The following is a 25747-nucleotide window of genomic DNA, read 5'->3' on the forward strand; positions in this document are numbered from 1 at the left end:
CGATTTTCGGGCCGATGCGATAGAGTCATAGCGGCATCTCGCCCAGGGAGCTTCCATGTTCCGTTATGTCCTGACTGCCGCGCTGGCGCTTTCGGCCACGCCCGTGTGCGCCAATGATTCGATCGCCGAATTGGGGACGGGCGGCCTGATCCTGTCGCGCAGCGACGCGGTCGCCATGGAAAGCGAGGACCTCTACATCTCGCCGGAAAAGGTGACGGTCGACTATGTCTTCCGCAACAACACCGACAAGGATGTCGATGCGATCGTCGCCTTTCCGATGCCTGACATCGAAGGCGATCCGAACGAGATGCCGGCAATTCCCGACGGCCAGAGCGATAATTTCCTCGGCTTCGAGGTGACCATAGACGGCGCGGCGGCAAAGCCGCAGCTCGAGCAGAAGGCATTTGCGCTCGGCATCGACATCAGTGCCGATCTCGAGTCGCAGAACGTGCCGTTCTACCCGTTCGGCGATGCGGCCAGGGCGGCATTGGCGAAGCTGCCGCAAGCGGTTGCCGACGACTGGGTCGACCGCGGCCTCATCATCGAGGACACCGCCGACGACGGGTCGGGCATGAGAACCGTCCATGTGCCGTTCTGGCAATTGCGCTCGACCTATTGGTGGCGCTCGACCTTTCCAGCCAACAAGGCAGTCCGCGTCGCCCATCGCTACAAGCCCAGCGTCGGCGGCACCTCTTCGGTCAGCTTCTTCTATGACGGCCAGTTCCAGGGCCAATACGCCGCCTACAAGACCCGTTACTGCATGGACGGCACGTTCGAGAATGCGATTCGCAAGGCGGCGAAGGGCAATCCCGACGGAACCCCGAGATATTTCGAAAACCGCATCGCCTATGTCCTGACCACTGGCGGCAACTGGGCGACTGGCTCGATCGGCAAGTTCAAGCTGACCGTCGACAAGGGCGATCCGAAGAACCTGGTCTCGTTCTGTGGCGAAAACGTCAGGAAAGTCGGGCCGACGCGTTTCGAGATGACGGCAGAGAATTTCTACCCTGAGCACGACATCGACATATTGCTGCTGGCACCTTCGGGCGATGGCGGGAGCGGCGGCTGATGGACGTCGCGATCTATGTCGCCATCGCCGAAAACGGTGTGATCGGGCGCGATGGCGGTTTGCCGTGGCGGCTTTCCAGCGATCTCAAGCGGTTCAAGGCCGACACGATGGGCAAACCTGTCATCATGGGTCGCAAGACCTATGAAGGCATCGGCAGGGCTCTGCCTGGCAGGCTCAATATCGTGGTGACCCGCGACACGGCCTGGCGCGCCGAGGGCGTCGAAACCGCGCATTCGCTCGACGAGGCGATCCGCCTGGCCAAGGTGCGCGGGCGCTGCATGGCCGGCGCCGACGAAATCTGCATCATCGGCGGCGGCGAGATCTATGCCCAGGCGCTGCCGCTGGCCGACCGCCTGCATGTCACCCATGTCCTTGCCGCGGTCGACGGCGACGCGCATTTCCCGCCGATCGACCCGGATTTGTGGCGCATCGGCCCGTCGCAGGACGTTCCGGCCGGTGAAAAGGATAGTCATGCGACACGCTATTCGGTTTACGAGCGACGCCGCGACGTGCATTGAGAGACGGTAAAGGGTCGCGACGGTCCAAAACGGGCGGTGACGACGACCGATCGCGTTGAAAGCGCGCCGTCGCATCCCTATAGAAGAACAACACCGGATTTTGCGTCGTCAGGCCGGCGCATGAGGGAGCGAAAGGACATTTATGCCCTGGAATGACAAAAGCGGCGGAGGCGGCGGCCCATGGGGCGGCGGCAACAATCCAGGACCCTGGGGGCAGGGACCAAAGGGGCCTAGCGGTCCGCAGGGCTCGCCTCCCGATCTCGAAGACATCATCCGGCGCGGCCAGGACAGGTTGCGGCGTGCTTTGCCGGGTGGCGCTGGCGCCAGCCCAGCCGTGTTCGGATTGATCGCAGCGGCGCTTTTAGCGCTGTGGGCGTTCAAGGCGGTCTATACCGTGCAGCCCGACGAGGTTGCGGTCGAACTCAGATTCGGCGTGCCAAAGGCAGAGTTCTCCCAGCCTGGCCTGCATTTCCATTGGTGGCCCATCGAGACGGTCGAGACGGCCGTCATTGCCGAACAACTCGTCAACATCGGCGGCGGCACGGCCTCCGGCAACGGTTCAGGGCTGATGCTTTCGGGCGACCAGAACATCGTCAACGTCCAGTTCTCGGTGGCCTATCAGGTCTCCGATCCGAGGGCCTATCTGTTCGACGTGTCCGATCCCGACGGCATGCTGCGCCAGGTCGCCGAAAGCGCCATGCGCGAAGCGGTCGGCCGGCGGCCGGCGCAGGACATCTTCCGTGACGATCGCGAGGGCATTGCAGCGTCCGTGCGCGAAATCATCCAGACGACGCTGGACGGCTACAAGGCCGGCCTGAACGTCAACGCGATTTCGATCGAGGATGCCGCACCGCCGCGCGAAGTGGCCGACGCCTTTGACGAGGTGCAGCGCGCCGAACAGGACGAGGACAAGTTCGTCGAGCAGGCCAACCAGTACTCCAACCAGAAGCTCGGCCAGGCGCGCGGCGAGGCCGCACAGATCCGCGAGGAGGCGGCCGGCTACAAGAACCGGGTCGTGCAGGAGGCCGAAGGCGAGGCGCAGCGCTTCATCTCGGTCTATGACGAATACGCCAAGGCGCCGGATGTGACGCGCCAGCGGCTTTATCTGGAAACGATGGAGAGGGTTCTGAAGGATTCCAGCAAGGTCATTATCGAGCAAGGCAGCGGACCAGGGGTCGTTCCCTATCTGCCGCTGCCGGCATTGCAGCAGAAGGCGCCGGCGCCGGCGCCGGTGCTGGGAGGAAACCAGTGATGGCCAACCGTCTTCCCATCATCGCCGTCATCGCCGCGGTCGTCCTGTTCCTGCTCTATTCGTCGGTCTTCGTTGTCAATGCGCGCCAGCAGGCACTGGTGCTCAGGTTCGGCGAGATCGTCGACGTCAAGAGCCAGCCGGGCATCTATTTCAAGGCGCCGTTCGCCTTCTTCGATGCCGACAGCGTGCAGTTGATCGAAAACAGGGTGCTGCGCTTCGACCTCGACAACATCCGCGTCCAGGTTTCGGGCGGCAAGTTTTATGAGGTCGACGCCTTCATCGCCTATCGGATCTCGGATCCGCGCGTGTTTCGCTCCGCGGTGTCCGGCCAGATCGAGCTGGCCGAGGCACGCTTGAGGACGCGTCTCGACGCCGCCTTGCGCCGTGTCTACGGTCTGCGCGACTTCGAGGCGGCGCTCTCGGAAGAGCGAGCCGTGATGATGCGCGAAGTGCGCGATCAGCTGAGGCCCGACGCCACGTCGCTCGGCCTGCAGATCGAGGATGTCCGCATTCGCCGGACCGATTTGACGGCGGAAGTCTCGCAACAGACATATGACCGCATGAAGGCTGAGCGTCTGGCCGAAGCCGAGCGGCTGCGGGCGCGCGGCAACGAGGCGGCGCAGCGCATCAGGGCGCGCGCCGACCGCGAAGTGGTGGAGATCGTCGCCGAGGCACGGAGAGAGTCTGAAATCCTGCGCGGTGAAGGTGAAGCTCAACGCAGCGCCACCTTCGCGAACGCCTACCAGCGCGATCCAGCCTTCTTCGACTTTTACCGGTCGATGAATGCCTACGGCACGGCGCTGAACAGTACCGGGACGACGATGGTGCTGTCGCCGAATTCGGACTTCTTCCGTTTCTTCCGCAATCCCGCCGGCGCGGACACGCCGGCAGCGCCGGCTGCACCGGCAGCGCCTGGGCCAGCAGCTGTGCCCCGTGCACCCGCTGCACCGACAGCCCAGCCAGGCACCGGTCAGTAACGGCCGGTGCAGGACTTTCTGGCGGCAATAGGCCTGGTTCTCGCGCATGACCCCGAAAATCGGAATCGATTTTCGGAAAGGATCATGCGCCAAATCAAAGTGCTACAGCGTCCTTTGCGCGTCCAAAGGACGCGCGGCGCTGTAGTGTCGAGGGCCTGGTCTATGGCGGCTTTCCCGGCCTCGCCAAGAAACTTGCCGGCGAAGTTCTGTCGATGCCGGAAAATACGCTGCGGGTCGCCGGGCTGATTGCAATCGCCGTTGGTGTCGGCCTGGTCTGGCTGGTGCGGGGTGGATGACGATGATTTCGGGATAACGGAGGATTTATCCTCCGCCGATAGCCATAGCCGCAAACGTGCCGTATTTCTTGCCAACATGGCTCGACGCAGCGTTTTCGGCGAGCGCTTTTCTTCTCAGAGACACCGGGAGACTTCTCGATGACATCCAACAGCTTTTTGCGCGCGGCGAGGCGGACGTTGACCGCGGGTGCTGCAGCACTTCTTATCGGCGTCGCTACCGTCCCGTCGCTGGTGACGCCCGCGGCCGCCGACGACGGCCCGGCTTCGGTCGCCGATCTCGCGCAGGGCCTGCTCGGCGCCGTGGTCAATATATCGACCTCGCAGAGGGTGAAGGGCACGGAAGGCCCGGGCGCGGTGCCGATGCCGCAGCTTCCAGAGGGCTCGCCCTTCCAGGACTTCTTCGACGATTTCTTCAAGAACCGTCCCGGCGAACAGGGCAACCCCTCGCAAAAGGTGCAGTCGCTGGGCTCAGGCTTCGTGGTCGACGCCGAGCAAGGCATCGTGGTGACGAATAACCACGTGATCGCCGATGCCGACGACATCGAGGTGAATTTCTCCGACGGCGTGACGCTGAAGGCGACGCTGGTCGGCACCGACACCAAGACCGACGTGGCGGTGCTGAAGGTCGATCCGAAAGGGCACAAGCTGACGGCGGTGAAATTCGGCGATTCCAGCAAGATGCGCGTCGGTGACTGGGTGATGGCGATCGGCAATCCGTTCGGCCTCGGCGGCACCGTGACGGTCGGCATCGTCTCGGCCCGCAACCGCGACATCAATTCCGGCCCCTATGACGATTTCATCCAGACCGATGCCGCGATCAACCGCGGCAATTCCGGCGGGCCGCTGTTCAACAGCGCCGGCGAGGTGATCGGCATCAACACGGCGATCATTTCACCGTCCGGCGGCTCGATCGGCATCGGCTTTTCCATTCCCTCGCAGCTGGCGTTGGGCGTGGTCGACCAGCTCCGCCAGTTCGGCGAGACGCGGCGCGGCTGGCTCGGTGTGCGCATCCAGCCGGTGACGGACGACATTGCCGAGAGCCTCGGCATGGCGACCGCCAAGGGCGCGCTGGTCGCCGGCGTCATCAAGGGCGGGCCTGTCGACAACGGCACCATCCTGGCGGGCGACGTCATCATCAAGTTCGACGGCAGGGACGTCAATGAAATGCGCGACCTGCCGCGCGTCGTCGCCGAGAGCACGGTCGGCAAGGCTGTCGACGTGGTCATCGTGCGCAAGGGCGTCGAGCAGACCGTGAAGGTGACGCTTGGCCGGCTCGAAGATGGCGAAAAGCTTGCCAGCGGCGAGAACGGCAATACCGACAAGGACACCGGCGACGAGCCGCCTGCCGTCCCGACGGCGTCCGTGCTCGGCATGACCGTTGGCGACCTCAACGACGAGACGCGGACGAAATTCGGCATTGCTGCCGAAGTCTCCGGCGTCGTCATCACCGACGTCGCCAAGGATTCGGCCGCTGCCGAACGCGGCATCCAGGCCGGCGAGGTGATCACCGAGATCGCGCAGGAATCGGTCGCCACGCCCAAGGATGTCATGGACCGGATTGCTGCGCTGAAGGACCAGGGACGCAAGAATGCGCTGCTGATGCTGGCGTCGAAGAGCGGCGAATTGCGGTTTGTGACGATCCGGATGGACTGAGTCCCGGAGGCGCGTGCTGATGGTGTGTCGCTGAACCAGTGGATCGCGTCGGCCGTGTCGCAAAAGGTTGGAGCCATGGAGACAGCGGCCGATTTCCTGCGCCGACGGGCTGGTGATGCATCGGGCGATGATTTCGCGAAAGTGCTCGATCGGGTCGGCGCAAACCGCCGCAGCCCGGCGACGAGCTTCCGTTTGACAAGCGCTGATCAGGGTCGGCACTGATCAGCGCCGGTTTTTCTGCCAATCCTTGGCTGTCAGCCTGTAGAACACATGCCGCTTGAGCCTGGCGTGGCTGTCCGGAATGCCGGGGTGGTCGGCGGTCATGCCCAGGCGTTCCATGACGGCAGTGGACCGGCTGTTATCCCTGACGGCGAAAGAAACGATTTCCTCGAGGCCAAGCCTTTCGAAGCCATAGGCGAGCCAGGCTTCGGCTGCCTCGGTGACATAGCCATGGCCCCAGAATTCGGGCGCCAGCCGCCAGCCGATCTCGACGGTGCCGGCCGGCAGGAACGGCAAATGACCGGTGTCGAGGAGGCCGACGAAGCCGATGCATTGGCGCGTTTCAATTATCTCGGCGGCAGCGAAACCGTAGCCATCCTCGGCAATCCAGGCGCGGAACTCGTCCATCTTGGCGTCGGCCTGCGCGCGGTCGCGGCGAAACGGAAAGAACTCCATGACGCGCTCGTCGGAGTTGATGCGGTAGAAGAGGTCGCGGTCGCGAACCTCCCAGTTGCGCAGGATGAGGCGCTCGGTGCGGATTGGCGTCACTCCACAAACTCCTCCCGCCGGTAGCCCTGCAGATAGAGAAGCGCGGTCAGGTCGCCATGGTCGATGCGGAATTTTGCCTCCGCCGCCACGACATGCTTGGCATGAAGCGCCACACCGGTGCCGGCAAGGCGGATCATGTCGAGGTCGTTGGCGCCATCGCCGACAGCAATGGCGTCGGCGGTCGTCAGCCCGAGGCGCGCCGAAATCTCGAGCAGCGCATCGGCCTTGGCGGCGCGCCCCAGGATCGGCTCGGCGACCAGCCCGGTGAAGCGGCCATCCTGCTCGATCAGGCGGTTGGCGCGATTCTCCTGAAAGCCGAGCATGGCGCCGATGCGTGAGGTGAAGACGTTGAAGCCACCCGACACGAGTGCAGTCCAAGCGCCGTTGGCCCGCATGGTCTGGACAAGCGCGCGGCCACCGGAAGCCAGCGACAGGCGATTGGCGATGATGCGGTCGACCACGGCAGTGTCGAGGCCTTTCAGCAGCGCCACCCGCTCGCGCAAGGCCGGCTCGAAAGCGATCTCGCCATTCATCGATCGCGCCGTGATGGCGGCGACGTAATCCTTGACGCCGATCTCGTCGGCGAGTTCGTCGATGCACTCCTGGTCGATAACAGTCGAATCCATATCGGCGATAAGGATTTTCTTTCGCCTGCCCTCGGGCCGCTGAACGATCACGTCAACCGGTTCGGGTGCAAGCACGGCGCGCAGGCTGGCGGTCGTTTCAGCGGCTTCGGCCGTCTCGGGCAGGGCGAATTCACAGGCGATGCCTTCGGCCAGCCAGCGAACAGTGCTTGCGCCGACCGACCGCGACGCCATATTCGCAAGCGCCGGCGACAATGCGCGACCGGCGGGATGGGATACAAGCGTGGCGATCAGCGGCATAAAAAATTCCGGCGGGCAGGCGGGCGAGGGCCGCGTTAAGAACGCGATCCTGATAGCCGGGCCGACCGCCAGCGGCAAGTCCGCCCTTGCGCTCGCCCTCGCCGAGCGCAACGGCGGCGTCATCGTCAACACCGATTCGATGCAGGTCTATTCGGTGCTCGACGTGCTGACGGCGCGGCCGACTGCTGCCGAACTCGCTCGCGTCTCGCATTTCCTCTACGGACATGTCCATCCCTCCACCGCCTATTCCACTGGCGCCTGGCTGCGCGACGTGATGAATCTCATCGACGACGGCGCGTTCGTCGAACGTCCGGTCGGCACGTTCTTCGAACGGCCGGTGATTTTCGTCGGCGGCACCGGGCTTTATTTCCGGGCGCTTGCGGAGGGCATTTCGGAAATGCCCGACATTCCGCAGTCGATCCGTGATCGCTGGCGCTACGAACTCCAGGAGCAGGGCGCAGCCAAGCTGCACCGTATCCTGCTGCGCAGGGATTCTGCAGCCGGCATGATGCTGAAGCCGACCGACGGCCAGCGCATCGTGCGGGCGCTGGAGGTGCTCGACGCATCGGGCCGTTCCATCCTGGAATGGCAGGCGGCGCGCGGCCGTCCACTGATCGACAGAGCCAGCACGCGCTTCCTTGTGATCGAGCCGGGCCGAGCGGAGCTGGTGGAGCGGATCGAGGCGCGGTTCGACCGCATGCTGGAGAAGGGCGCCCTCGACGAGGTCACGCAGATCACCGATCTTGGCCTCGATCCCGACTTGCCTGCGATGAAAGCCATCGGCGTTCGCGAACTCCAGGCCGCAATGGCCGGCGAGCTGAGTTTTCCCGAAGCGATCGAGCGCGCGAAGATCGCGACGCGACAGTATGCCAAGCGCCAGGCGACCTGGTTCAGGCATCAGTTGGGTCCGGAATGGCTGAGATTGCGCCCTGGTGATCGTGTGGAATCCACGATCTTGGATACCTTTTCGAGTGCAACCTGAAAAGTTGACTTTAAGGGAAGACCTCCCGTTGAAGTTGTCCCAATTAACCCTCCGTAAGGCCGTCGATGCCATAACGTCTTTGGGGTTTTGCAACGGGGAGCAGATGCGTTTTCACAAGGCGGAATCAGCCTTTTTCGTCTTCATCTTCGTGATCCTGGCCGCCGGCCTGGTGACGCTTCACGCCTATGGGCTTCTGCAGGCGCTCGCGGCGGAGATCACTACGCCTGCCGCGATTGAGAAGACCACTTATCTCAACAAGCTGTTGTTTGGGACCGGCGTCCTTTTGGCGACTGCCCTGTTCTTTGGCATTTTCTTCATCTACCCGCTGATCCGCAAGCAGGCGACGGAAGAAGGCAAGCTGCGCGCCATGACGGTTTCGCTCAGCGCCCGTTCGGAAACGCTGGAGCATGCGGCGCTGACCGACGGCCTGACCGGCATGCAGAACCGGCGTTATTTCGACGATGCACTGAAGGAATATCTCGAGGAATTCCGTCGCATCGACAAGCCGGTCGGGCTGATGATCCTTGATCTCGACCATTTCAAGCAGGTCAACGATACCCACGGCCATGACGTCGGCGACCAGGTGTTGCGGGCGGTCGCCAATTGTCTCAAGGACATGACGCGTTATCACGACGTGGTGGCGCGCCTGGGTGGTGAGGAGTTCGCGGTGGTCACGCCCAACATGGATGCTGAACTGCTGTCCAGGTTCGCCGAGCGCATCCGCAAGGCGATCGCCAACATGTCGATACTATCGGGCAATGTCCGGCTGAAGATCACCACCAGCGTCGGCCTTGCCATCTGGGACCGCAAGGAAACCGCCGAAGAGTTCTATCGCCGCGCCGACCGCCAGCTCTACGAAGCCAAGAGGCAAGGCCGCAACCGCGTCTGCGCCTGAAATCCCGGAGAAGAATTCAGGAGGCCGGCCGACTGACGCAGCTTTCTCGACTTCCGGTGCTCATGGACTCAAATGTCCACTCCGCGCCGGGTTCTCGAAAGCCACGTCATTCGATCCGGCCTGATGAATTCCCTTCCGGGATTTGCCCTGGTTTCCTAGGGTGACATAGTTTTAACTTTGGAAGCGCCTTAGCCTCACAGGCTAAAGCCGCCCGGCTCAATCGTTCTGCGAGCGCAGGCCGAAGGTTGCGGGTTTCAGGCCATAACGCATGTCGAAATCGTCATCCGGCTGGGCGCGTGCGACAGTCGGGGCGGGCGGCTTGCGATAGTCGGGATCGCCGGCCTGCCGGCTCGAATCCACGACTTCGGCGAAGGCCATCGCCTGCTGCGGTTTTGGCACGTTGCGAAGCCTTTCGACGATCGCCACCAGATCGACATCATCGCCAAGCTTGGACGGCAAGGCTTCCTCGCGCTTGGCCGTGCCCGGGATCAGGCCCTCGGACAGTTTTTCGAATTTCATTCGCATGGTCGTCGCCACGCCTTCACCAAAGGCGATGGCTTCGCGCTGGCCCATCGAAGACAGGAATGCCAGTGTCGAGGCCGAGGAATCGGCGATCGCCGAGCGGATGATCGCCTGGTCCTGCTCGTTGGCGAGCCGCATCGCAAAAAAGGTCGAGCACTGCGACAGGATGGTGGGGTCGAGTTCGCCCGGGCGCTGTGTGACGATGCCGAGATAACAACCATATTTGCGGCCTTCCTTGGCGATGCGCGACAGCGCGTGCCGGGTCGGCGCGAAACCAAGGCGCGGATCGGCCGGCATGTAGCGGTGCGCTTCCTCGCACAGCAAAAGCAGCCGCAGCCGGCCTTCGCTCCACAGCGCCAGGTCGAAGGCCAGACGCGCCAGCACCGAGCAGACGGAATTGACCACTTCCGAAGGCATGCCTGCCATCTCGAAGCAGGTCACCGGGCGGCCGTGATGCGGCACGCGGAAGATGTTGCCGATCGTCTCGTGGATGGTGTCCTCGATCAGCCGCGAGTTGAACATGAAGCGGTAGCGCGGATCGGAGGCTGCCGATTCGATGCGCGTCTTCAGCGATTTGAGGGTGGGGCGGTCGTTCTTGCTTTCCAGCAGTCCCATGCGCTCGTCGATCTGCTTGATGAGATCGACAATGCGATAGGGCACCGGCGTGTCCGCGGTCAGCGCATCGCTGCCGCGCCTGAGATACGTGCCCGAATTCGGGTTGCGATAAAGGTTTTTGGCCGCGGGAATAAGATCGCGCAAGGCGTCCATCTCTTCCGGCACGATCTCTCGACCGCGAAACAGCACTTCGGCAAACTCCTCGAGCTTGAACATCCAGAAGGGCAGGTCCAGCGTCGCCGAATCGACCCTGACGCAGTGCTCTGGCAAGGACGCGGCGAACTCGTTGTGCGGATCGAGGATGAGAACGCGCAGGTCGGGTCGAGCGGCGATCGACTTGCGCAAAAGCAGCGAGACGGCGGTGGATTTGCCGACGCCGGTGGTGCCGACAATGGCGAAATGGCGCGCCAGCGTGTCGTCGATAGCGATGTTGGCGTCGATCTCCTCATCCTGTGACAGCGTGCCGATGGTGATCGAGTGACGCCCGGCCAGGTCATAGACCGCCTGCAGGTCGCGGCTGCGGATGCGGTGGGCAATGGCGCCGATATGTGGATAGGTGGTGATACCGCGGTCGAAAACCGGTTTGGCGCCGGGCTCGGCGCCGTCGCGCACCTCGCCGATGAGCTCGATACTGACCTCGATCGGGTTCTGGCCCTCATCGTGCCAGGCGCGATCCGACTTGCCGACCGCGTAGACCAGCCCGACGGTTCGCGTGTTGCCAAGGTTGATGGAGATCATCTTGCCGACGCTCCAATGGCCGGTGACCGTGCCTAGGATATCGGCGGCATGGGCGCTGATGGTGGCGCGCGCGCCGTCGCACTGGACGACATTGCCCAGAACGCGCTTGTCGCTCTGCTCCGCCTTGCGGCGCTCCTGCAATGTCGGCTCTCCAACGGAGGCGTCGCGGTCGACGAACATGGACAGGCTGTTCCCCATTTCCCTTTTCCATTTTCCCCAAGGCGATCGACCTTACGCCGACGCGGTTAAGGGGGGGTGAGGTCGGATGGTGTAGGGACGATTAAGCCGGTCGCGAAAATTGAACCGACCGGCGGCGAGTCCCGGCGACAGCCTCGATCGTCTATCCTGTGTGATGGACCTGCTGCAGCCCGTAGACCGGCGTCGCGATGCCCTCGTGCCGTGCTTTCAACTGCAGCGACAGGAACTGCGAGTAGTGGCGTGACTGGTGCAGATTGCCGCCGTGGAACCAGAGCGCTTCCTGTTGCGTCGGCTTCCACATGTTGCGCTGCTCGCCCTCCCAGGGACCGGGATCCTTGGTGGTGTTCGAGCCGAGCCCCCAGCATTTCCCGACTTTGTCGGCGACCTCTTTCGAGATCAGCTCCGCCGCCCAGCCGTTCATCGATCCGTAGCCGGTGGCATAGACGACGACATCGGCCGGCAGCTCGGTGCCGTCGCTGAGCAGGACCGAATGTTCCTTGATCTCCTTCACGTCGACGCCGCTCTTCAGCTTGATGGCGCCGTCGATGATCAGCTGGGAGGCGCCGATATCGATATAGTAGCCGGAACCGCGCCTGAGATATTTCATGAACAGGCCCGAACCGTCGTCGCCCCAGTCGAGCATGAAGCCAGCTTTTTCCAGGCCCTCGTAGAATGCGGCATCACGCTCCTTCATCTTCTCGTAGAGCGGGATCTGGAATTCGTGCAGGATCTTGTAGGGCAGCGAGGCGAAGATGAGATCGGCCTTGGCCGTGGTCATGCCGTTTTGCACGGCCTGCTCCGAATAGAGGGCTCCGAGCCCGATATCCATCAGCGTGTCGGATCTGACGATATGCGTGGTCGATCGCTGCACCATGGTGACGTCGACGCCGGCTTCCCATAGTGCGGCGCAGATATCATGCGCGGAATTGTTCGACCCGATGACGACGACTTTCTTGCCAACGCAGCTGTCTGGACCGGGATGTTTCGAGGAATGGTGCTGATCGCCCTTGAATTTCTCCATGCCTTTGAACTGCGGGATGTTGGGTCGGCCCGACATGCCGGTGGCCAGCACCAGCTGCTTCGGCTTCAGCGTGATGTCCTTGCCGTGGCGATGGACGACGACCGTCCATTCCTTCTTCTGATCGTCATAGGTGGCGCTCTTGGCCTCAGTGGAGGACCAATAGTTCAGCTCCATGACCTTGGTGTACATTTCCAGCCAGTCGCCGATCTTGTCCTTGGGCGAGAAGACCGGCCAGTTCCGAGGAAAGTCGATATAGGGCAGATGGTCGTACCAGACCGGATCGTGCAGGCAGAGCGACTTGTAACGCTTGCGCCATGAATCGCCGGCACGCTCGTTCTTCTCGACGATGATGGTCGGCACGCCGAGCTGCCTCAGCCGGGCACCGAGCGCGATGCCGCCCTGGCCGCCGCCGATGATCAGCGTGTTGGGCTGATTGACAAAGCCGAGTTCGGCGGCTTCCTTCTCGCGCTCCTCCTTCCAGGTTGGCCGGTTTTTGCCGTGACCGTGCTTGGCACCCATCGGCCGGGCGAAGCCGGCGGGTTCCTCATGGTCCTTCAGCTCGACCATGGTGGTGAGCAGCGTCCAGATCTTGCCGTTCCTCAGCCTGATATGGCCGAAGCCGCGCGCAACCTCCGTTTCGAAACTGATCCAGCCTTCGAGCAGCCCATCGCTCTCCGTGGCGTCTTCGCCTTTCGCAAGCGCCCAGTTCGATGGCTTTATCGTCGCCAACTGGCTCATCAGCATATCGCGGACCTGGTCGCGACCTTCCATGGTCTTGATGTTCCAGGTGAAGGTCACCAGGTCGCGCCAGTAGCAGTCTTCCTGAAAGCACCCGACCGCTCCGTCGATGTCGCCGGCGGCGAGCGCTGCGCTGAATTGGTCGAGCACGTCGGATAGTTTCTTGGCTGGGGCCTTGTCGAGCATCAAACTTCCTCCCGTGAAGTGCTGGTCGTCATCGCGGCTTGCCGGCCCCTCCCAGGCCGGTCGACCGGAGTATCGCGGCAAACGGCGTGCCGCGTCACGTCGTCAAATAGTTTGGCGCGGTTTCAATGGCTTATCTGGATGATCGCGGACACTGATCCTGCCGGCGATCATGCGGAACGGTGGTTCGAGGCGATGGGTGCAACCGGGCTGCCTGGCCCGAACCGTCTGGCGTCTTTCATATTCGCCGTTGACAGCGGCGCAAAACCAATTCTATTGTCCGCCACCATGAAAACGGCACTCATTCTCGTAGTAGGAAAGCGTGTGGGCAAGGCGGTGTAACCGCCGGGCGAAAACCCCCCATGCGCAAGACACAGGCTCCCTCGGGGGCCTTTTTTATTGCCCGAAACACGACTAAACGACCAGCAATCGCCCGATGGCGGACAATACGGGACCAGACCGATGAGCAGTGGACAGAACGAGCGGCGCGAAATGACCGGTGCCGAAATGGTGGTGCAGGCGCTGAAGGACAATGGCGTCAAGCATGTTTTCGGCTATCCGGGCGGCGCAGTTCTCCCGATCTATGATGAAATCTTCCAACAGGACGAGGTCGAGCACGTCCTCGTCCGTCACGAGCAGGGTGCCGGTCATGCGGCGGAGGGCTATGCGCGGTCGACCGGCAAGGCCGGCGTCATGCTGGTGACATCGGGGCCGGGCGCCACCAACGCGGTCACGCCGCTGCAGGATGCGCTGATGGATTCGATCCCGCTGGTCTGCCTGACCGGTCAGGTGCCGACCTCGCTGATCGGCTCGGATGCGTTCCAGGAGTGCGACACGATCGGCATTACGCGGCCCTGCACCAAGCACAATTGGCTGGTGAAGGATGTCAACGAGCTCGCGGCGATCATCCATGAGGCCTTTCACGTCGCGACGACAGGACGCCCCGGTCCGGTCGTCGTCGATATCCCGAAGGACGTGCAGTTCGCCAAGGGCACCTATGTGCCGCCGCAGACGGCGCCGCGCACGAGCTATCAGCCCAAGGTCCAGGGCGACCTGGACAAGATCAAGGCGGCGGTCGAGCTGATGGCCAACGCGAAAAGGCCGATCCTCTATACCGGCGGCGGTGTCATCAATTCCGGCCCGGAAGCCAGCCATTTGCTGCGCGAACTGGTCGACTTGACCGGCTTCCCGATAACCTCGACGCTGATGGGTCTTGGCGCCTATCCGGCTTCGGGCAAGAACTGGATGGGCATGCTCGGCATGCACGGCACCTATGAAGCAAACATGGCGATGCATGATTGCGACGTCATGGTCTGCATCGGCGCGCGCTTCGACGACCGCATCACCGGCCGGCTCAGCGCGTTCTCGCCGAATTCGAAAAAGATCCATATCGACATCGATCCGTCGTCGATCAACAAGAACGTCCACACCGATGTGCCCATTATCGGCGATGTCGGCCGGGTTCTGGAGGATCTGGTGCGGCTGTGGCGGGCCACCGCCAGGGCCGACAAGAAGGCGCTGCACCCGTGGTGGGAGCAGATCGCGAAATGGCGGGCGCGGGATTCGCTTGCCTACAAGATGAACCACGACGTCATCATGCCGCAATATGCCGTCCAACGGCTCTATGCGCTGACCAAGGACATTGACACCTACATCACCACCGAGGTCGGCCAGCACCAGATGTGGGCGGCGCAGCACTATCATTTCGAGAAGCCGAACCGCTGGATGACCTCCGGCGGGCTCGGCACGATGGGCTACGGCCTGCCGGCGGCGCTCGGCGTGCAGATTGCGCACCCGGATGCGCTGGTCATCGACATTGCCGGCGACGCCTCGGTGCAGATGACGATGCAGGAGATGAGCGCCGCGGTGCAGCACGAGGCGCCGATCAAGATCTTCATCCTCAACAATCAGTATATGGGCATGGTGCGGCAGTGGCAGCAGCTTCTGCACGGCAACCGGCTGTCGCATTCCTACACCGAAGCGATGCCGGATTTCGTCAAGCTCGCCGAAGCCTATGGCGGCCATGGCATCCGCTGCGAGAAGCCGGACGAACTGGACGACGCCATCAAGGAGATGATCTCGGTGAAGAAGCCGGTGATCTTCGACTGCCGGGTCGCCACGCTTGCCAACTGCTTCCCGATGATCCCGTCGGGCAAGGCGCATAACGAGATGCTGCTGCCGGACGAGGCGACCGACGAGGCGGTGGCCAACGCCATCGACGCCAAGGGCAGGGAACTGGTGTAACCCCTAACGCCCGAGCCGAGGCAGGGCTGTCGGAAGAAGCCGTGCGGAAACAGAAAAACAGCTCAAAGTTTGAAAACGAGATTCATGTCATGAACGCACAGCACCTTCAACCCACCGGTTCCGCCTACTTCATCGCCAAGGAGACGGAAAGACCGGAAATCCACACGCTTTCCGTGCTGGTCGACAATGAGCCGGGCGTGCTTGCCCGGGTCATCGGCCTGTTTTCCGGACGCGGCTACAATATCGAGAGCCTGACCGTTTCCGAAACCGAGCACGAGAAGCATCTGTCACGCATCACCATCGTGACGCGCGGCACGCCGCATGTGCTGGAGCAGATCAAGCACCAACTCGAGCGCATCGTGCCGGTGCACCGTGTCGTCGACCTCACCGTGCGCTCGCACGAGCTCGGCCAGGAACGGCCGCTGGAGCGGGAACTCGCGCTGGTGAAAGTGGCCGGCACCGGCGAGGGCCGCGTCGAGGCGCTGAGGCTGGCCGATGCCTTCCGCGCCAGCGTCATCGACGCCAACACCGAGCATTTCATTTTCGAGATCACCGGCAAGGGCTCCAAGATCGACCAGTTCATCGCCATCATGAAGCCGCTCGGCCTAGTCGAGATCTGCCGCACCGGCGTGGCGGCGATGAATCGCGGCCCGCAAGGGATGTAAGCAGGCTGGCGATCCTGATCGTCAGCCTCATGCCGGAACGTGTTGGGTCGACTGGAAGGAAGCCGATGTCTTTCGATGCATTTCTTGCCCTGCTGGTCTATGCCTTCGTGACTTCGATCACGCCGGGGCCGAACAACTTCATGCTTCTGGCCTCCGGCGTGAATTTCGGTTTTGCCAAAACCATTCCGCACATGCTGGGCATCAGCATCGGCTTCCTCGTGCTGTTGCTTGCCGTCGGCTTCGGCCTTGGCGCGGTGCTGATTGCGTTTCCGGTTCTCGACACTGCATTGAAGATCGCTGGCGGCGTCTATCTGCTCTATCTCGCCTGGAAGATCGCCATGTCGCGTTCGCTCAGCAGCAAGGGCGAGGCCAAGGCGCGACCGATGCGCTTCATCGATGCGGCAGCGTTCCAGTGGGTCAATCCCAAGGCGTGGGTGATGGCGATCACCGCCATGGCCGTCTATGCCGTTCCGGAGCATCCGTTTCTGTCGGTGGCGCTGGTTTCGATAGCCTTCACCGTCGTCAACCTGCCGAGCGTTTCGGTGTGGGCAGGTTTCGGCACGGCGCTGCGCGGTTTTCTGTCGGACCCGGTGCGGCTGAAATGGTTCAACATCGCCATGGGCGTGCTGCTGGCAGCGACGTTGTGGCCGATGCTGCGGTAGCTGCCGTTTTATTGTGCACTGCACATGAAATCTTCGTAATCCCGGGTTTTGGCCCTTTTTTGCCCTCGGCGCCCTCTATCTATTTGGTGAAACCGCGGCATCAAGCTGCGAGTTATACCCAGACATGACCACCGAACCACGGCGTGTCGGGTGGAAGGTCTTTGGCGATGCGTGGAAAGATCGTGCTTGCGATGCTTGCGGTCGCCTGCCTTGTCACGGCTGGGCTCTATCTTTCGCCCGCGGCAACGGACAAGGCCCGGCAGATGCTGTCAGCGGGTCAGGCGCCTGACAAACCGGCGGCTGCCGCGAATGCCGCACGTGCGACCGCGGTGGTTGCCGCCACCGCTTCGACGGCCGATTTCCCGATCCGGCGCTACGATATCGGCTTTGTATCCTCGCCCGCCGTGGTCAGCGTGAATGCGCGGATCTCGAGCCAGATCACATCGATCGCCGTCAAGGACGGGCAGATGGTGAAGGCCGGCGACCTTCTGTTCTCGCTGGACGACCGCGCGCTGAAGGCGCAACTGGCCCGTGACCAGGCGACGCTCGCCAAGGACCAGGCGCTGCTTGCCAGTGCGACGGCCGATCTTGAGCGTGCCAAGGCTCTTGTCGCCAGGCAGGCCGGCACGCAGCAGACCTATGACCAGGCGATCGCCGCGCAGAAGTCCGCTGCGGCCACGGTCGATGCCGACAGAGCAACGATCGAAGCGGACGAGGTCCAACTCGACTTTGCCACGATCACGGCGCCGATTTCCGGCAGGCTGGGTGCGGTCAGCGTCGCGATCGGCGATCTCGTCACCACCAACAGCGGCAGCAGCACGTCGATCCCGCTGGTGACCATCACCCAGATGGACCCGCTGCGGGTGAACTTCAATCTTCCGGAAAGCGATCTTGCCCTTTTGCACAAGGCGCTGGCGGCGCCAGGGCAAGGCGCAGTCACGCTGACCAGGGACGGCGACCCGACACCGATCGGCAAGGGGACACTCGATTTCGTCGATTCCAGCGTCGACACCGCCTCCGGCACGATTGCAGCGCGGGCCAGCGTGCCCAACCCCGATCTTTCGCTGTGGCCGGGCCAGTATGTCAATGTCGTGCTCGATGCCGGCATCATGCCGCAAATGACCTCGGTTCCCACGGTTGCGGTCCAGCCAAGCCAGAAGGGGCCGTTCGTCTATGTGATCAAGCGCGACAACACGGTGGAGGTGCGGCCCGTGCAGGTCGCACTGACCGAAGGCGACAACAGCGCTATCGGCGAGGGGCTGAAAAGCGGCGAAAATGTCGTCGTCGAGGGCCAGGCAAAGCTGAAGGACGGCGCGCCGGTCCGCGAAGGCGATGCCGTTGATCGGGCGCCTCCCAGGGTTGCCGAGGCTGGCAAGGCGGGCGGGACGCGGCCATGATCTCCGAATTCTGCATCCGCAGACCTGTCGCCACCCTGCTCATGTCGTTTGCGCTCGTGCTGGGCGGGCTGTTCGCTTACAGGTTCCTGCCGGTGGCCGCTCTGCCGAGCGCCGAGTTTCCGGTGGTCAATGTCTCGGCCTCGCTGCCCGGCGCCTCGCCGGAAACCATGGCGACCTCGGTGGCAACGCCGCTGATCAAGCAGTTCACCACCATCGCCGGCATCGATTCGATCTCGACCACCAACGCGCTCGGCTCGACCTCGATCGCCATCCAGTTCGTGCTTAACCGCGATATCGATGCGGCCGCCGCCGACGTGCAGGCGGCGATCGCGCGAACGCAGCGGCAATTGCCGCCCGAGATGACCAGCCCGCCGAGCTACCGCAAGGTCAATCCGGCCGATGCGCCGATCCTGCTGATGTCGCTGGTCAGCGACACGGTTCCGCTGACCGATCTCGATGCTTTTGCCGAGAATGTGATCTCGCCGTCGCTGTCGACGATCGAAGGCGTGGCGCAGGTCTCGATCTTCGGCCAGCAGAAATACGCGGTGCGCGTCCAGATCGATCCGACGGCACTCGCCGCACGAGGCATTTCGATCGACCAGCTGCAGACGGCGATCGCCTCGGCCAACAGCAACACGCCGCTCGGCGTGCTGCAGAACGACAAGCAGCAGCTGACGATCACCGCCAATACCCAACTGAACAACGCGGCGGGATTTTCCAACATCATCATAGCCACCAGGAACGGCCGTCCGGTGCGGCTCGGCGAGGTGACCCGCGTCATCGATTCGGTCGAGACCACGACGACGGCAAGCTGGTACGACGGCACCCGCGCGATCATCATGGCGGTGCAGCGTCAGCCCGATGCCAACACCGTCGACGTTGTCGACCGGGTCAAGGCGATGCTGCCGTCCTTCCAGGATCAGATGCCGGCGGCGGCCGGCATCCGGTTGCTCAACGACCGCTCGACGTCGATCCGCGAGGCGGTCGACGACGTGCAGTTCACGCTGCTGCTCACCATCGCGCTGGTGGTGATGGTGATCTTCCTGTTCCTGCGCCGGGTAACGGCGACGATCATCCCGGCGGTGGCGGTGCCGATCTCGCTGATCGCCACGCTCGGCGCCATGTTCCTGTTCGGCTTTTCCATCGACAACATCTCGCTGATGGGGCTGACGCTGGCGGTCGGCCTTGTCGTCGACGACGCGATCGTCATGCTGGAGAACATTTTTCGCCACATGGAGGAGGAGGGACTCTCGGCCTTCGACGCGGCACTCAAGGGTGCGCGCGAAATCGGCTTCACCATTATTTCGATCTCGATCTCGCTGGTCGCTGTGTTCATCCCCGTGCTTTTGATGGGCGGCGTGATCGGGCGCATCTTCAACGAGTTCGCGGTGGTGGTGACGGTCGCCATCCTGGCCTCGATGTTCGTGTCGCTGACGCTGACGCCGATGCTGTGCTCGCGGCTCTTGTCGGTTTCGAGGGCTGAGCGCGAAGCAGCGCAGGGCGAAGGTCACAGGCACAATTTCTTCATGCGGGGTTATGACTGGCTGCTGACAGTTTGCCTGCGGCACAGGTTCCTGGTTCTTCTCGTCTTCATTGGGACGGCCGCACTGTCGGCCTGGCTGATCCAGACCTCGCCGAAGGGCTTCTTTCCGCAGGAGGATATCGGCCAGATTTCGGTGACGACCACCGCGCGCCAGGACATCTCGTTCGACGCCATGGTGAAGCTGCAGGGGCAAGTGGCTGATGTCTTTACCCATTCACCATATGTCTCGCATGTCGGGTGGTCGGTGGGCAGCGGCGACAACGCACTCAACCAGGGCCGGCTCTACGTGCAATTGAAGGACAAGGACCAGCGCCCCGATATCGACAAGGTGCTCTCGGATCTGCGGCGGCAGCTGGCCAATGTCCCCGGCATCGAGACCTTCATGCAGCCGGTGCAGAACCTGCGGCTCGGCGCGCGCGCTTCGGCCAGCGCCTATCAACTCGTCGTGCAGGGCCTCGACATCGGCGCGGCGGACAACTGGGCGCAGAAGCTCACCGACGCGATGGCCGCCGACCGTAACGCCTTCACCGACGTCACCAATGACTTGCAGAACAACGCCCTGCAGGCGTCGCTGGTGATCGACCGCGACAAGGCGGCGACGCTCGGCGTCGACACCGATACGTTGCGCTCCAGCCTCTATGGCGGTTTCGGCACCGAGCAGGTCTCGACCATCTTCGGTTCGGCCGACAGCTACGAGGTGATCATGGAGCTCGACCCGAGGATCGAGTGGTCGCCAGAAAGGATGCTGGCGATCAAGGTAAGGACGGCCAGCGGCAGCCTGGTGCCGCTCGGCGCCTTTGCCCGCGTCGATCGGACCGCCGGCGCCTTGACCGTCAATCAGCTCGGCCAGCTTCCGGCGGTGACCATTTCCTACAACCTGCCGCAGGGCATCGCGCTCGGCGACAGCGTGAGCCGCATCGATGCGCTGAAGGAGAAGATCGGCATGCCAGCGACGATCTCGACCACTTTTTCGGGCACGGCGAAAACTTTTCAGGATTCGCTTGCGAACCAGGGCCTGCTGATCGCCGGCGCGATCCTGACCATCTATATCGTCCTCGGCATCCTCTACGAGAGTTTTATCCATCCGCTCACCATCCTGACTGGACTGCCGTCGGCGGTGCTCGGCGCGCTTGTTGCACTGCAGCTTGCGGGGATGGACCTGTCGGTGATCGCGGTCATCGGTATCCTGATGCTGATCGGCATCGTCAAGAAGAACGGCATCATGATGATCGACGTCGCGCTCGAACTCAGGCGCGAGGGGATGTCGCCGCTCGAGTCCATTCACAAGGCCTGCCTGATGCGCTTCCGGCCGATCATGATGACGACGCTGGCGGCACTGACGGGCACGATCCCGATCGCGCTCGGCACCGGCGCCAGCGCCGAACTGCGCCAGCCGCTCGGCGTGGCGGTGGTCGGCGGCCTCGTCGCTTCGCAAGCGCTGACGCTGTTCGTCACGCCGGTCATCTATGTCTACATGGAGCATTTTTCGGGCTGGCTTGTCGGGCTGTGGCCAAAGCGCCGGCACGAGCAGCCACCTGTCGAGGCCGTCGACCAGCCGTCGCTGTTCGAGAACGGAGAAGCGTTGCAGGGCGAGCCGCACAAGGCGGCGGCCGAATAGAAGCCGACAGGCTGGCCCAAGCCGCGGCGCTTGCGGTGGAACGCTTGCAGCCGTAATTTACGGCCATGTCCCACGATCATAATCACGACAACGAGCTTGATCCTTTTGCCGCCCGGGTGCGCGCACTGGAGACGATCCTCACCCAGAAAGGGCTGATCGATCCGGCCGCGATCGACGTGATCGTCGACACCTATGAGACAAAGATCGGTCCGCGCAACGGCGCCAAGGTGGTGGCGAAGGCGTGGGTCGAGCCGGACTTTGCCGTTTTGCTGATACGCGACGCGACGGCGGCGATCGGCTCGCTCGGCTACACCGGCCGGCAGGGCGAGCACATGCAGGCCGTGTTCAACACGGCGGACACGCACAACCTCGTCGTCTGCACGCTGTGCTCCTGCTACCCGTGGTCGGTGCTCGGCCTGCCGCCGGTCTGGTACAAGGCGCCGCCCTATCGTTCGCGCGCGGTCATCGATCCGCGCGGCGTGCTCGGGGAATTCGGGCTGACCTTGCCGGCAACGACAAAGATCCGGGTGTGGGATTCTACCGCCGAGCTGCGTTACCTGGTCGTGCCGATGCGGCCGAAGGGCACCGACAGCTGGAGCGAGGAGCGGCTGGCAGATCTGGTGACGCGCGACGCGATGATCGGCACCGGACTGGCGCGGGAGCCGGCATGAACGGGCCGCAGGATCTCGGCGGGCAGATGGGGTTCGGGCCGGTCGCACCCGAAAAGGACGAGCCCTGTTTCCATGCCGCCTGGGAAAGGCGGGCGCTTGGCGTGACCTTGTGCGCGGGCGCCATGGGCGCCTGGACCATCGACGAGAGCCGGCATGCGCGGGAATTGCTGCATCCCGCCGACTATTATGGCTCGAGCTATTATGAGATCTGGATCAAGGCGCTCGAAACCTTGCTGAAGCGACATGGTTTTGTCAGCGACCGCGATCTGGCCGCGGGCAAGGCGGTCGACCCTGCCGCGACGCCAAAGCGGGTGCTGAAGGCCGAAAACGTGCCGGCAGTGTTGGCCAAGGGCGGCCCATGCGACCGGCCGATCGCCGCGCCGGCCCGGTTCAAGGCAGGCGAAATGGTGCGGACGAAGAATTTCCATCCGACCGGCCACACAAGGTTGCCACGCTACGCACGCGGCAAGCAGGGAACGATCGAGGCGGTGCGCGCTGGTTTTGTCTTCCCTGACACCAATGCACATGGCCAAGGCGAAAACCCGCAATGGGTCTATACGGTGGTTTTTGACGGCGCCGAGATCTGGGGCGAGGGCGCCGACCCGACGCTGACCGTGTCGATCGATGCCTGGGAGAGCTATCTTGAGCCGGCGTGAGGCGAAGTCAGCCACCGCCACGCTGCCGGCGGATGCGCAGGTATTCGCCGAGCCGTGGCAGGCGGAAGCCTTCGCCATGACGGTCGCGCTGCACGACAGCGGCGTGTTCTCCTGGAGCGAATGGGCGGACGCCTTGTCCGCCGAGGTCAAGCAGCCTGGTGCCGCAAGCGATGGCCACGATTATTACGAGCACTGGCTGGCGGCGCTGGAAAATTTGCTGTCGGCAAAAGGGGTTGCCGGCAAGCGCGAAATCGATGCGCTCGCTGCCGCCTGGGAACGCGCCGCGCATGCAACGCCGCACGGCAAGCCGATCCTGCTCGAGAACGATCCCGGACCGGCCGAAGGTCGTGGCGGCCCGACCGAAGGTCGTGGCGGAACGGCCGGCTAGACCGTCTCGAATCATGCTTGTTCTCTTTACGTTCTGATCGCTGCCTGTTAAATTGCGTCATTGGAGGCGGTGCGGCCCGCCGCCGATGATCGTTGGCGGCCTTGTCTTTCCCTCGCGAATCCGGTCTCTCGCGCTGATGGAATTCTCTCCTCAACAGGACGATGCACTGAAGGCGGTCGCCACCTGGCTCAAGACCGGAAAGCCGCAGCTGTTCCGGCTGTTCGGCTATGCCGGCACCGGCAAGACGACGCTGGCGCGCTATTTCGCCGAGCATGTCGACGGCCAGGTGCAGTTCGCCGCCTTCACCGGCAAGGCGGCGCAGGTGCTGCGTTCCAAGGGCGCGGTCAATGCCCGCACCATCCATTCGCTGATCTATCGGCCGAAGGGCGAGGAGACGGTTTCGGACGAGGTGACCGGCAAGACGTCGATGTCGCCGACCTTTTCGCTCAACCGGCAAAGCCCGATCTCGCGGGCCAAGCTCGTCGTCATCGACGAATGCTCGATGGTCGACGAGCAGCTTGGCCGCGACCTGTTGAGTTTCGGCACGCCAATCCTGGTTCTCGGCGATCCCGGCCAGTTGCCGCCGATCTCGGGCGGCGGCTTCTTCACCGACCATGAACCGGATATTCTGCTCACCGAGATCCACCGGCAGGCGCGCGACAACCCGATCATCCGGCTGGCGCTCGACGTGCGCGAGGGCCGCGAATTCATGCGTGGCGACTATGGCGCGGCGCAGGTGATCGGCAAGGAAGACGTCACCCAGGAGCTGGTGCTGAAGGCGGACCAGGTGCTGGTCGGCACCAACAGGACGCGGCGCCGCTACAATCAGCGGTTGCGCGAGCTGAAGGGGTTCAATGCCGACTATCCACAGGCCGGCGACAAGCTCGTCTGCCTGCGCAACGACCCGGCCAAGGGACTGCTCAACGGTTCGCTGTGGAAGGTGATGACCTCGTCGCGCGAGACGGTGAAACCCGGCATCAATCTGCTGGTCTCCCCGGAAGAGGACGATCCGGACCGCGGCGTCGCCAAGATCAAGCTGCTCAAAGCGGCGTTCGAGGACCCGGACGCCGACATTCCCTGGCAGCAGAAAAAACGCTTCGACGATTTCGACTATGGCTACGCGCTGACCGTGCACAAGGCGCAAGGCTCGCAGTGGAACGAGATCGTGCTTTTCGACGAAAGCTGGGCGTTCAAGGAAACCCGCCAGCGCTGGCTCTACACGGCAATCACGCGCGCGGCGCAACGGCTGACGATCGTCAGATAGGCCGGTCGAGCAGCCCCCATGGACCAGGAATCCGGGACTGGCACGGGGTCGACCTTCGTCAGCGTGGGGCCAGCGGTGTGGCGTCGAGCCATTCCCAGGCGGATGCTTCGTCCTCTGCCTCGAAATGCCTGAGCTCGACGGATGAGGAAGCAGGCAGCAAGCTCTGCGCGCTGGGTACCCAGTTCGGCTCGCCGACCGCAGCGCAGCGGCCGACATGCTCCACGGCATGGGCCGTGCCCTGTTCAAGCGTTTCGTCCGACACATCGGCCCAATCGACGCCTTCATGGTCGATCAGGCGCACAAGCACATCGATTTTCGGGTGCAGCGCGTAGGCCGCCTCCAGCAATCCGAACAGGTTTTCCGCATCGGCCGCCGTGACATGGCCGACGACGTCGATGGCGAACAGGTCGTCGCGGTCGGTGTCGATGCGGCGAACCGCCGGCACGTCTTCAAGATAATTCACGGGTCTTCCTCTTGCTGGATATTATACGTCCCTCTGGAACACCGGAAACCCCCTGTCTGTTCCCGCCAAAGGCGGTATAGATGGCCGCGATTGTGTCCGGACCCGAGAAGCCATGCCTGCAAAACTCTCCGTCAATCTCAATGCCATCGCCATGCTGCGCAACCGGCGCGACCTGCCGTGGCCAAGCGTCATCGGGCTCGGGCGCCTGGCGCTGGCCGCGGGCGCGCATGGCCTGACCGTGCATCCGCGGCCCGACGAGCGGCACACCAGGCATTCCGACCTGCCGCAGATCAGGGCGCTGATCGACGACGAATTCCCCAAGGCGGAGTTCAACATTGAGGGCTATCCGAGCGAGGATTTCCTGGCGCTCGTGGAAAAGCACCAGCCGGAGCAGGTGACGCTGGTGCCCGACGACCCTGCCCAGGCCACCTCCGACCATGGCTGGAACTTTGCCGCCGAGGCGGCGTTCCTGACACCGATCGTTAAACGGCTGAAAAAGGGGGGCTTTCGCGTGTCGTTGTTTTCCGACCCGGATCCGGCAGGGATGAACGCCGCGCGCGACACCGGCGCCGACCGGATCGAGCTCTACACGGGGCCGTATGGCAGCTTTCATTCCGATTCGGCCAAAGCGGCGAATGAGCTGGAAAGATTGGGAAAGACCGCGGATGCAGCGCTTGCCGCCGGACTTCAGGTCAATGCCGGCCACGATCTGGTGGTGAACAACCTGCCGGCATTGGCAAAACGCATCCCGGCATTGGCTGAAGTGTCGATCGGACATGGGTTGACAGCCGATGCGTTGGAGTATGGCATGGCCAATACGGTCAAAAGATTTCTGAAGGCCTGTGGGTGGTAGAGATGGAAGCGTCG

Annotated in this window: 24 protein-coding genes; 19 read left to right on the forward strand and 5 right to left on the reverse strand. The window is 63.3% G+C overall.

Annotated elements, in window-relative coordinates; genetic code table 11:
* The first annotated feature begins 55 nt into the window (after positions 1-55).
* From BLT09_RS14945 to BLT09_RS14970, 6 genes are all read left to right on the forward strand, one after another.
* Complete coding sequence (locus tag BLT09_RS14945) at positions 56-1069, forward strand: DUF4424 domain-containing protein (protein ID WP_091594226.1); 1014 nt, start codon at positions 56-58, stop codon at positions 1067-1069.
* The gene (locus tag BLT09_RS14950; RefSeq protein ID WP_091594228.1) at positions 1069-1587 is read left to right on the forward strand and encodes a dihydrofolate reductase; all 519 of its coding nucleotides are present in this window, start codon (positions 1069-1071) and stop codon (positions 1585-1587) included. Before BLT09_RS14945 ends, BLT09_RS14950 begins: the two co-directional genes overlap by 1 nt.
* 142 nt (positions 1588-1729) lie before the next feature.
* The gene (gene hflK, locus BLT09_RS14955; RefSeq protein ID WP_091594230.1) at positions 1730-2839 is read left to right on the forward strand and encodes an FtsH protease activity modulator HflK; all 1110 of its coding nucleotides are present in this window, start codon (positions 1730-1732) and stop codon (positions 2837-2839) included.
* Positions 2839-3816, forward strand: coding sequence for a protease modulator HflC (gene hflC / locus BLT09_RS14960; protein WP_023798793.1), 978 nt, complete (start codon positions 2839-2841; stop codon positions 3814-3816). Before hflK ends, hflC begins: the two co-directional genes overlap by 1 nt.
* 155 nt (positions 3817-3971) lie before the next feature.
* The gene (locus BLT09_RS34905; RefSeq protein ID WP_236473681.1) at positions 3972-4112 is read left to right on the forward strand and encodes a DUF2065 domain-containing protein; all 141 of its coding nucleotides are present in this window, start codon (positions 3972-3974) and stop codon (positions 4110-4112) included.
* A 138-nt stretch (positions 4113-4250) separates the two neighbouring features.
* Positions 4251-5765, forward strand: a complete 1515-nt coding sequence (locus BLT09_RS14970) for a DegQ family serine endoprotease (protein WP_091594234.1) — start codon at positions 4251-4253, stop codon at positions 5763-5765.
* 222 nt (positions 5766-5987) lie between these two features.
* On the opposite strand, the gene BLT09_RS14980 is transcribed toward BLT09_RS14970, so the two are convergent.
* On the reverse strand, positions 5988-6533 hold the full coding sequence (locus BLT09_RS14980; protein WP_091594236.1) for a GNAT family N-acetyltransferase: 546 nt from the start codon (positions 6531-6533) through the stop codon (positions 5988-5990).
* Positions 6530-7417 carry a phosphoserine phosphatase SerB gene (serB, locus tag BLT09_RS14985; RefSeq protein ID WP_091594495.1) on the reverse strand — a complete coding sequence of 296 codons (888 nt, stop codon included), beginning with the start codon at positions 7415-7417 and terminating at the stop codon, positions 6530-6532. Before serB ends, BLT09_RS14980 begins: the two co-directional genes overlap by 4 nt.
* On the opposite strand from serB, the gene miaA reads away from it, so the two are divergent.
* Together miaA and BLT09_RS14995 are read left to right on the forward strand one after the other, a co-directional pair.
* Positions 7407-8399 carry a tRNA (adenosine(37)-N6)-dimethylallyltransferase MiaA gene (miaA, locus tag BLT09_RS14990; protein WP_091594497.1) on the forward strand — a complete coding sequence of 331 codons (993 nt, stop codon included), beginning with the start codon at positions 7407-7409 and terminating at the stop codon, positions 8397-8399. The genes serB and miaA overlap by 11 nt on opposite strands.
* 103 nt (positions 8400-8502) lie before the next feature.
* On the forward strand, positions 8503-9294 hold the full coding sequence (locus tag BLT09_RS14995; protein WP_027154966.1) for a GGDEF domain-containing protein: 792 nt from the start codon (positions 8503-8505) through the stop codon (positions 9292-9294).
* 216 nt (positions 9295-9510) lie between these two features.
* On the opposite strand, the gene BLT09_RS15000 is transcribed toward BLT09_RS14995, so the two are convergent.
* Both BLT09_RS15000 and BLT09_RS15005 read right to left on the reverse strand, forming a co-directional pair.
* Positions 9511-11349, reverse strand: coding sequence for an ATP-binding protein (locus BLT09_RS15000; RefSeq protein WP_091594499.1), 1839 nt, complete (start codon positions 11347-11349; stop codon positions 9511-9513).
* Between the two features lie 160 nt (positions 11350-11509).
* Complete coding sequence (locus tag BLT09_RS15005) at positions 11510-13312, reverse strand: NAD(P)/FAD-dependent oxidoreductase (protein ID WP_091594238.1); 1803 nt, start codon at positions 13310-13312, stop codon at positions 11510-11512.
* A 138-nt stretch (positions 13313-13450) separates the two neighbouring features.
* Between BLT09_RS15005 and BLT09_RS15010 the strand changes: the two genes are divergently transcribed.
* From BLT09_RS15010 to BLT09_RS15055, 10 genes are all read left to right on the forward strand, one after another.
* The gene (locus BLT09_RS15010) at positions 13451-13651 is read left to right on the forward strand and encodes a hypothetical protein (RefSeq protein ID WP_091594240.1); all 201 of its coding nucleotides are present in this window, start codon (positions 13451-13453) and stop codon (positions 13649-13651) included.
* 120 nt (positions 13652-13771) lie between these two features.
* Complete coding sequence (locus tag BLT09_RS15015; RefSeq protein WP_091594242.1) at positions 13772-15553, forward strand: acetolactate synthase 3 large subunit; 1782 nt, start codon at positions 13772-13774, stop codon at positions 15551-15553.
* 89 nt (positions 15554-15642) lie between these two features.
* Complete coding sequence (gene ilvN / locus BLT09_RS15020; protein ID WP_091594244.1) at positions 15643-16218, forward strand: acetolactate synthase small subunit; 576 nt, start codon at positions 15643-15645, stop codon at positions 16216-16218.
* 65 nt (positions 16219-16283) lie between these two features.
* Positions 16284-16880 carry a LysE family translocator gene (locus tag BLT09_RS15025; RefSeq protein WP_091594246.1) on the forward strand — a complete coding sequence of 199 codons (597 nt, stop codon included), beginning with the start codon at positions 16284-16286 and terminating at the stop codon, positions 16878-16880.
* A 167-nt stretch (positions 16881-17047) separates the two neighbouring features.
* Positions 17048-18277 carry an efflux RND transporter periplasmic adaptor subunit gene (locus BLT09_RS15030; RefSeq protein WP_091594247.1) on the forward strand — a complete coding sequence of 410 codons (1230 nt, stop codon included), beginning with the start codon at positions 17048-17050 and terminating at the stop codon, positions 18275-18277.
* The gene (locus BLT09_RS15035) at positions 18274-21438 is read left to right on the forward strand and encodes an efflux RND transporter permease subunit (RefSeq protein WP_091594249.1); all 3165 of its coding nucleotides are present in this window, start codon (positions 18274-18276) and stop codon (positions 21436-21438) included. Before BLT09_RS15030 ends, BLT09_RS15035 begins: the two co-directional genes overlap by 4 nt.
* Before the next feature lie 65 nt (positions 21439-21503).
* Positions 21504-22109 carry a nitrile hydratase subunit alpha gene (gene nthA, locus BLT09_RS15040; RefSeq protein ID WP_091594251.1) on the forward strand — a complete coding sequence of 202 codons (606 nt, stop codon included), beginning with the start codon at positions 21504-21506 and terminating at the stop codon, positions 22107-22109.
* On the forward strand, positions 22106-22765 hold the full coding sequence (gene nthB, locus BLT09_RS15045; RefSeq protein WP_091594253.1) for a nitrile hydratase subunit beta: 660 nt from the start codon (positions 22106-22108) through the stop codon (positions 22763-22765). The genes nthA and nthB overlap by 4 nt, the downstream gene beginning before the upstream one ends.
* Positions 22752-23153, forward strand: a complete 402-nt coding sequence (locus BLT09_RS15050; RefSeq protein ID WP_167366439.1) for a nitrile hydratase accessory protein — start codon at positions 22752-22754, stop codon at positions 23151-23153. Before nthB ends, BLT09_RS15050 begins: the two co-directional genes overlap by 14 nt.
* A gap of 136 nt (positions 23154-23289) precedes the next feature.
* Complete coding sequence (locus BLT09_RS15055; RefSeq protein ID WP_091594503.1) at positions 23290-24417, forward strand: ATP-dependent DNA helicase; 1128 nt, start codon at positions 23290-23292, stop codon at positions 24415-24417.
* A 58-nt stretch (positions 24418-24475) separates the two neighbouring features.
* Here BLT09_RS15055 and BLT09_RS15060 read toward each other — a convergent pair whose 3' ends face one another.
* Complete coding sequence (locus BLT09_RS15060; RefSeq protein WP_091594255.1) at positions 24476-24880, reverse strand: SpoIIAA family protein; 405 nt, start codon at positions 24878-24880, stop codon at positions 24476-24478.
* Positions 24881-24992: 112 nt separating this feature from the next.
* On the opposite strand from BLT09_RS15060, the gene BLT09_RS15065 reads away from it, so the two are divergent.
* Complete coding sequence (locus BLT09_RS15065) at positions 24993-25733, forward strand: pyridoxine 5'-phosphate synthase (protein WP_091594257.1); 741 nt, start codon at positions 24993-24995, stop codon at positions 25731-25733.
* Positions 25734-25747 lie beyond the last annotated feature (14 nt).

The organism is Mesorhizobium muleiense (genome assembly GCF_900099905.1).
Lineage (GTDB): Bacteria > Pseudomonadota > Alphaproteobacteria > Rhizobiales > Rhizobiaceae > Mesorhizobium > Mesorhizobium muleiense.

What these genes read in the sequence shown, in the direction of transcription:
- BLT09_RS15015 (WP_091594242.1), top strand. Translation starts at nt 13,772, where the DNA reads ATGAGCAGTGGACAGAACGAGCGGCGCGAAATGACCGGTGCCGAAATG.
- hflK (WP_091594230.1), top strand. Translation starts at nt 1,730, where the DNA reads ATGCCCTGGAATGACAAAAGCGGCGGAGGCGGCGGCCCATGGGGCGGC.
- BLT09_RS15055 (WP_091594503.1), top strand. Translation starts at nt 23,290, where the DNA reads ATGGAATTCTCTCCTCAACAGGACGATGCACTGAAGGCGGTCGCCACC.
- ilvN (WP_091594244.1), top strand. Translation starts at nt 15,643, where the DNA reads ATGAACGCACAGCACCTTCAACCCACCGGTTCCGCCTACTTCATCGCC.
- BLT09_RS15005 (WP_091594238.1), bottom strand. Translation starts at nt 13,312, where the DNA reads ATGCTCGACAAGGCCCCAGCCAAGAAACTATCCGACGTGCTCGACCAA.
- nthB (WP_091594253.1), top strand. Translation starts at nt 22,106, where the DNA reads ATGAACGGGCCGCAGGATCTCGGCGGGCAGATGGGGTTCGGGCCGGTC.
- BLT09_RS15065 (WP_091594257.1), top strand. Translation starts at nt 24,993, where the DNA reads ATGCCTGCAAAACTCTCCGTCAATCTCAATGCCATCGCCATGCTGCGC.
- hflC (WP_023798793.1), top strand. Translation starts at nt 2,839, where the DNA reads ATGGCCAACCGTCTTCCCATCATCGCCGTCATCGCCGCGGTCGTCCTG.
- BLT09_RS14945 (WP_091594226.1), top strand. Translation starts at nt 56, where the DNA reads ATGTTCCGTTATGTCCTGACTGCCGCGCTGGCGCTTTCGGCCACGCCC.
- BLT09_RS15010 (WP_091594240.1), top strand. Translation starts at nt 13,451, where the DNA reads ATGATCGCGGACACTGATCCTGCCGGCGATCATGCGGAACGGTGGTTC.
- BLT09_RS15035 (WP_091594249.1), top strand. Translation starts at nt 18,274, where the DNA reads ATGATCTCCGAATTCTGCATCCGCAGACCTGTCGCCACCCTGCTCATG.
- nthA (WP_091594251.1), top strand. Translation starts at nt 21,504, where the DNA reads ATGTCCCACGATCATAATCACGACAACGAGCTTGATCCTTTTGCCGCC.
- BLT09_RS15000 (WP_091594499.1), bottom strand. Translation starts at nt 11,349, where the DNA reads ATGTTCGTCGACCGCGACGCCTCCGTTGGAGAGCCGACATTGCAGGAG.
- BLT09_RS15025 (WP_091594246.1), top strand. Translation starts at nt 16,284, where the DNA reads ATGTCTTTCGATGCATTTCTTGCCCTGCTGGTCTATGCCTTCGTGACT.
- BLT09_RS14950 (WP_091594228.1), top strand. Translation starts at nt 1,069, where the DNA reads ATGGACGTCGCGATCTATGTCGCCATCGCCGAAAACGGTGTGATCGGG.
- BLT09_RS15030 (WP_091594247.1), top strand. Translation starts at nt 17,048, where the DNA reads ATGCGTGGAAAGATCGTGCTTGCGATGCTTGCGGTCGCCTGCCTTGTC.
- serB (WP_091594495.1), bottom strand. Translation starts at nt 7,417, where the DNA reads ATGCCGCTGATCGCCACGCTTGTATCCCATCCCGCCGGTCGCGCATTG.
- BLT09_RS14970 (WP_091594234.1), top strand. Translation starts at nt 4,251, where the DNA reads ATGACATCCAACAGCTTTTTGCGCGCGGCGAGGCGGACGTTGACCGCG.
- BLT09_RS14995 (WP_027154966.1), top strand. Translation starts at nt 8,503, where the DNA reads ATGCGTTTTCACAAGGCGGAATCAGCCTTTTTCGTCTTCATCTTCGTG.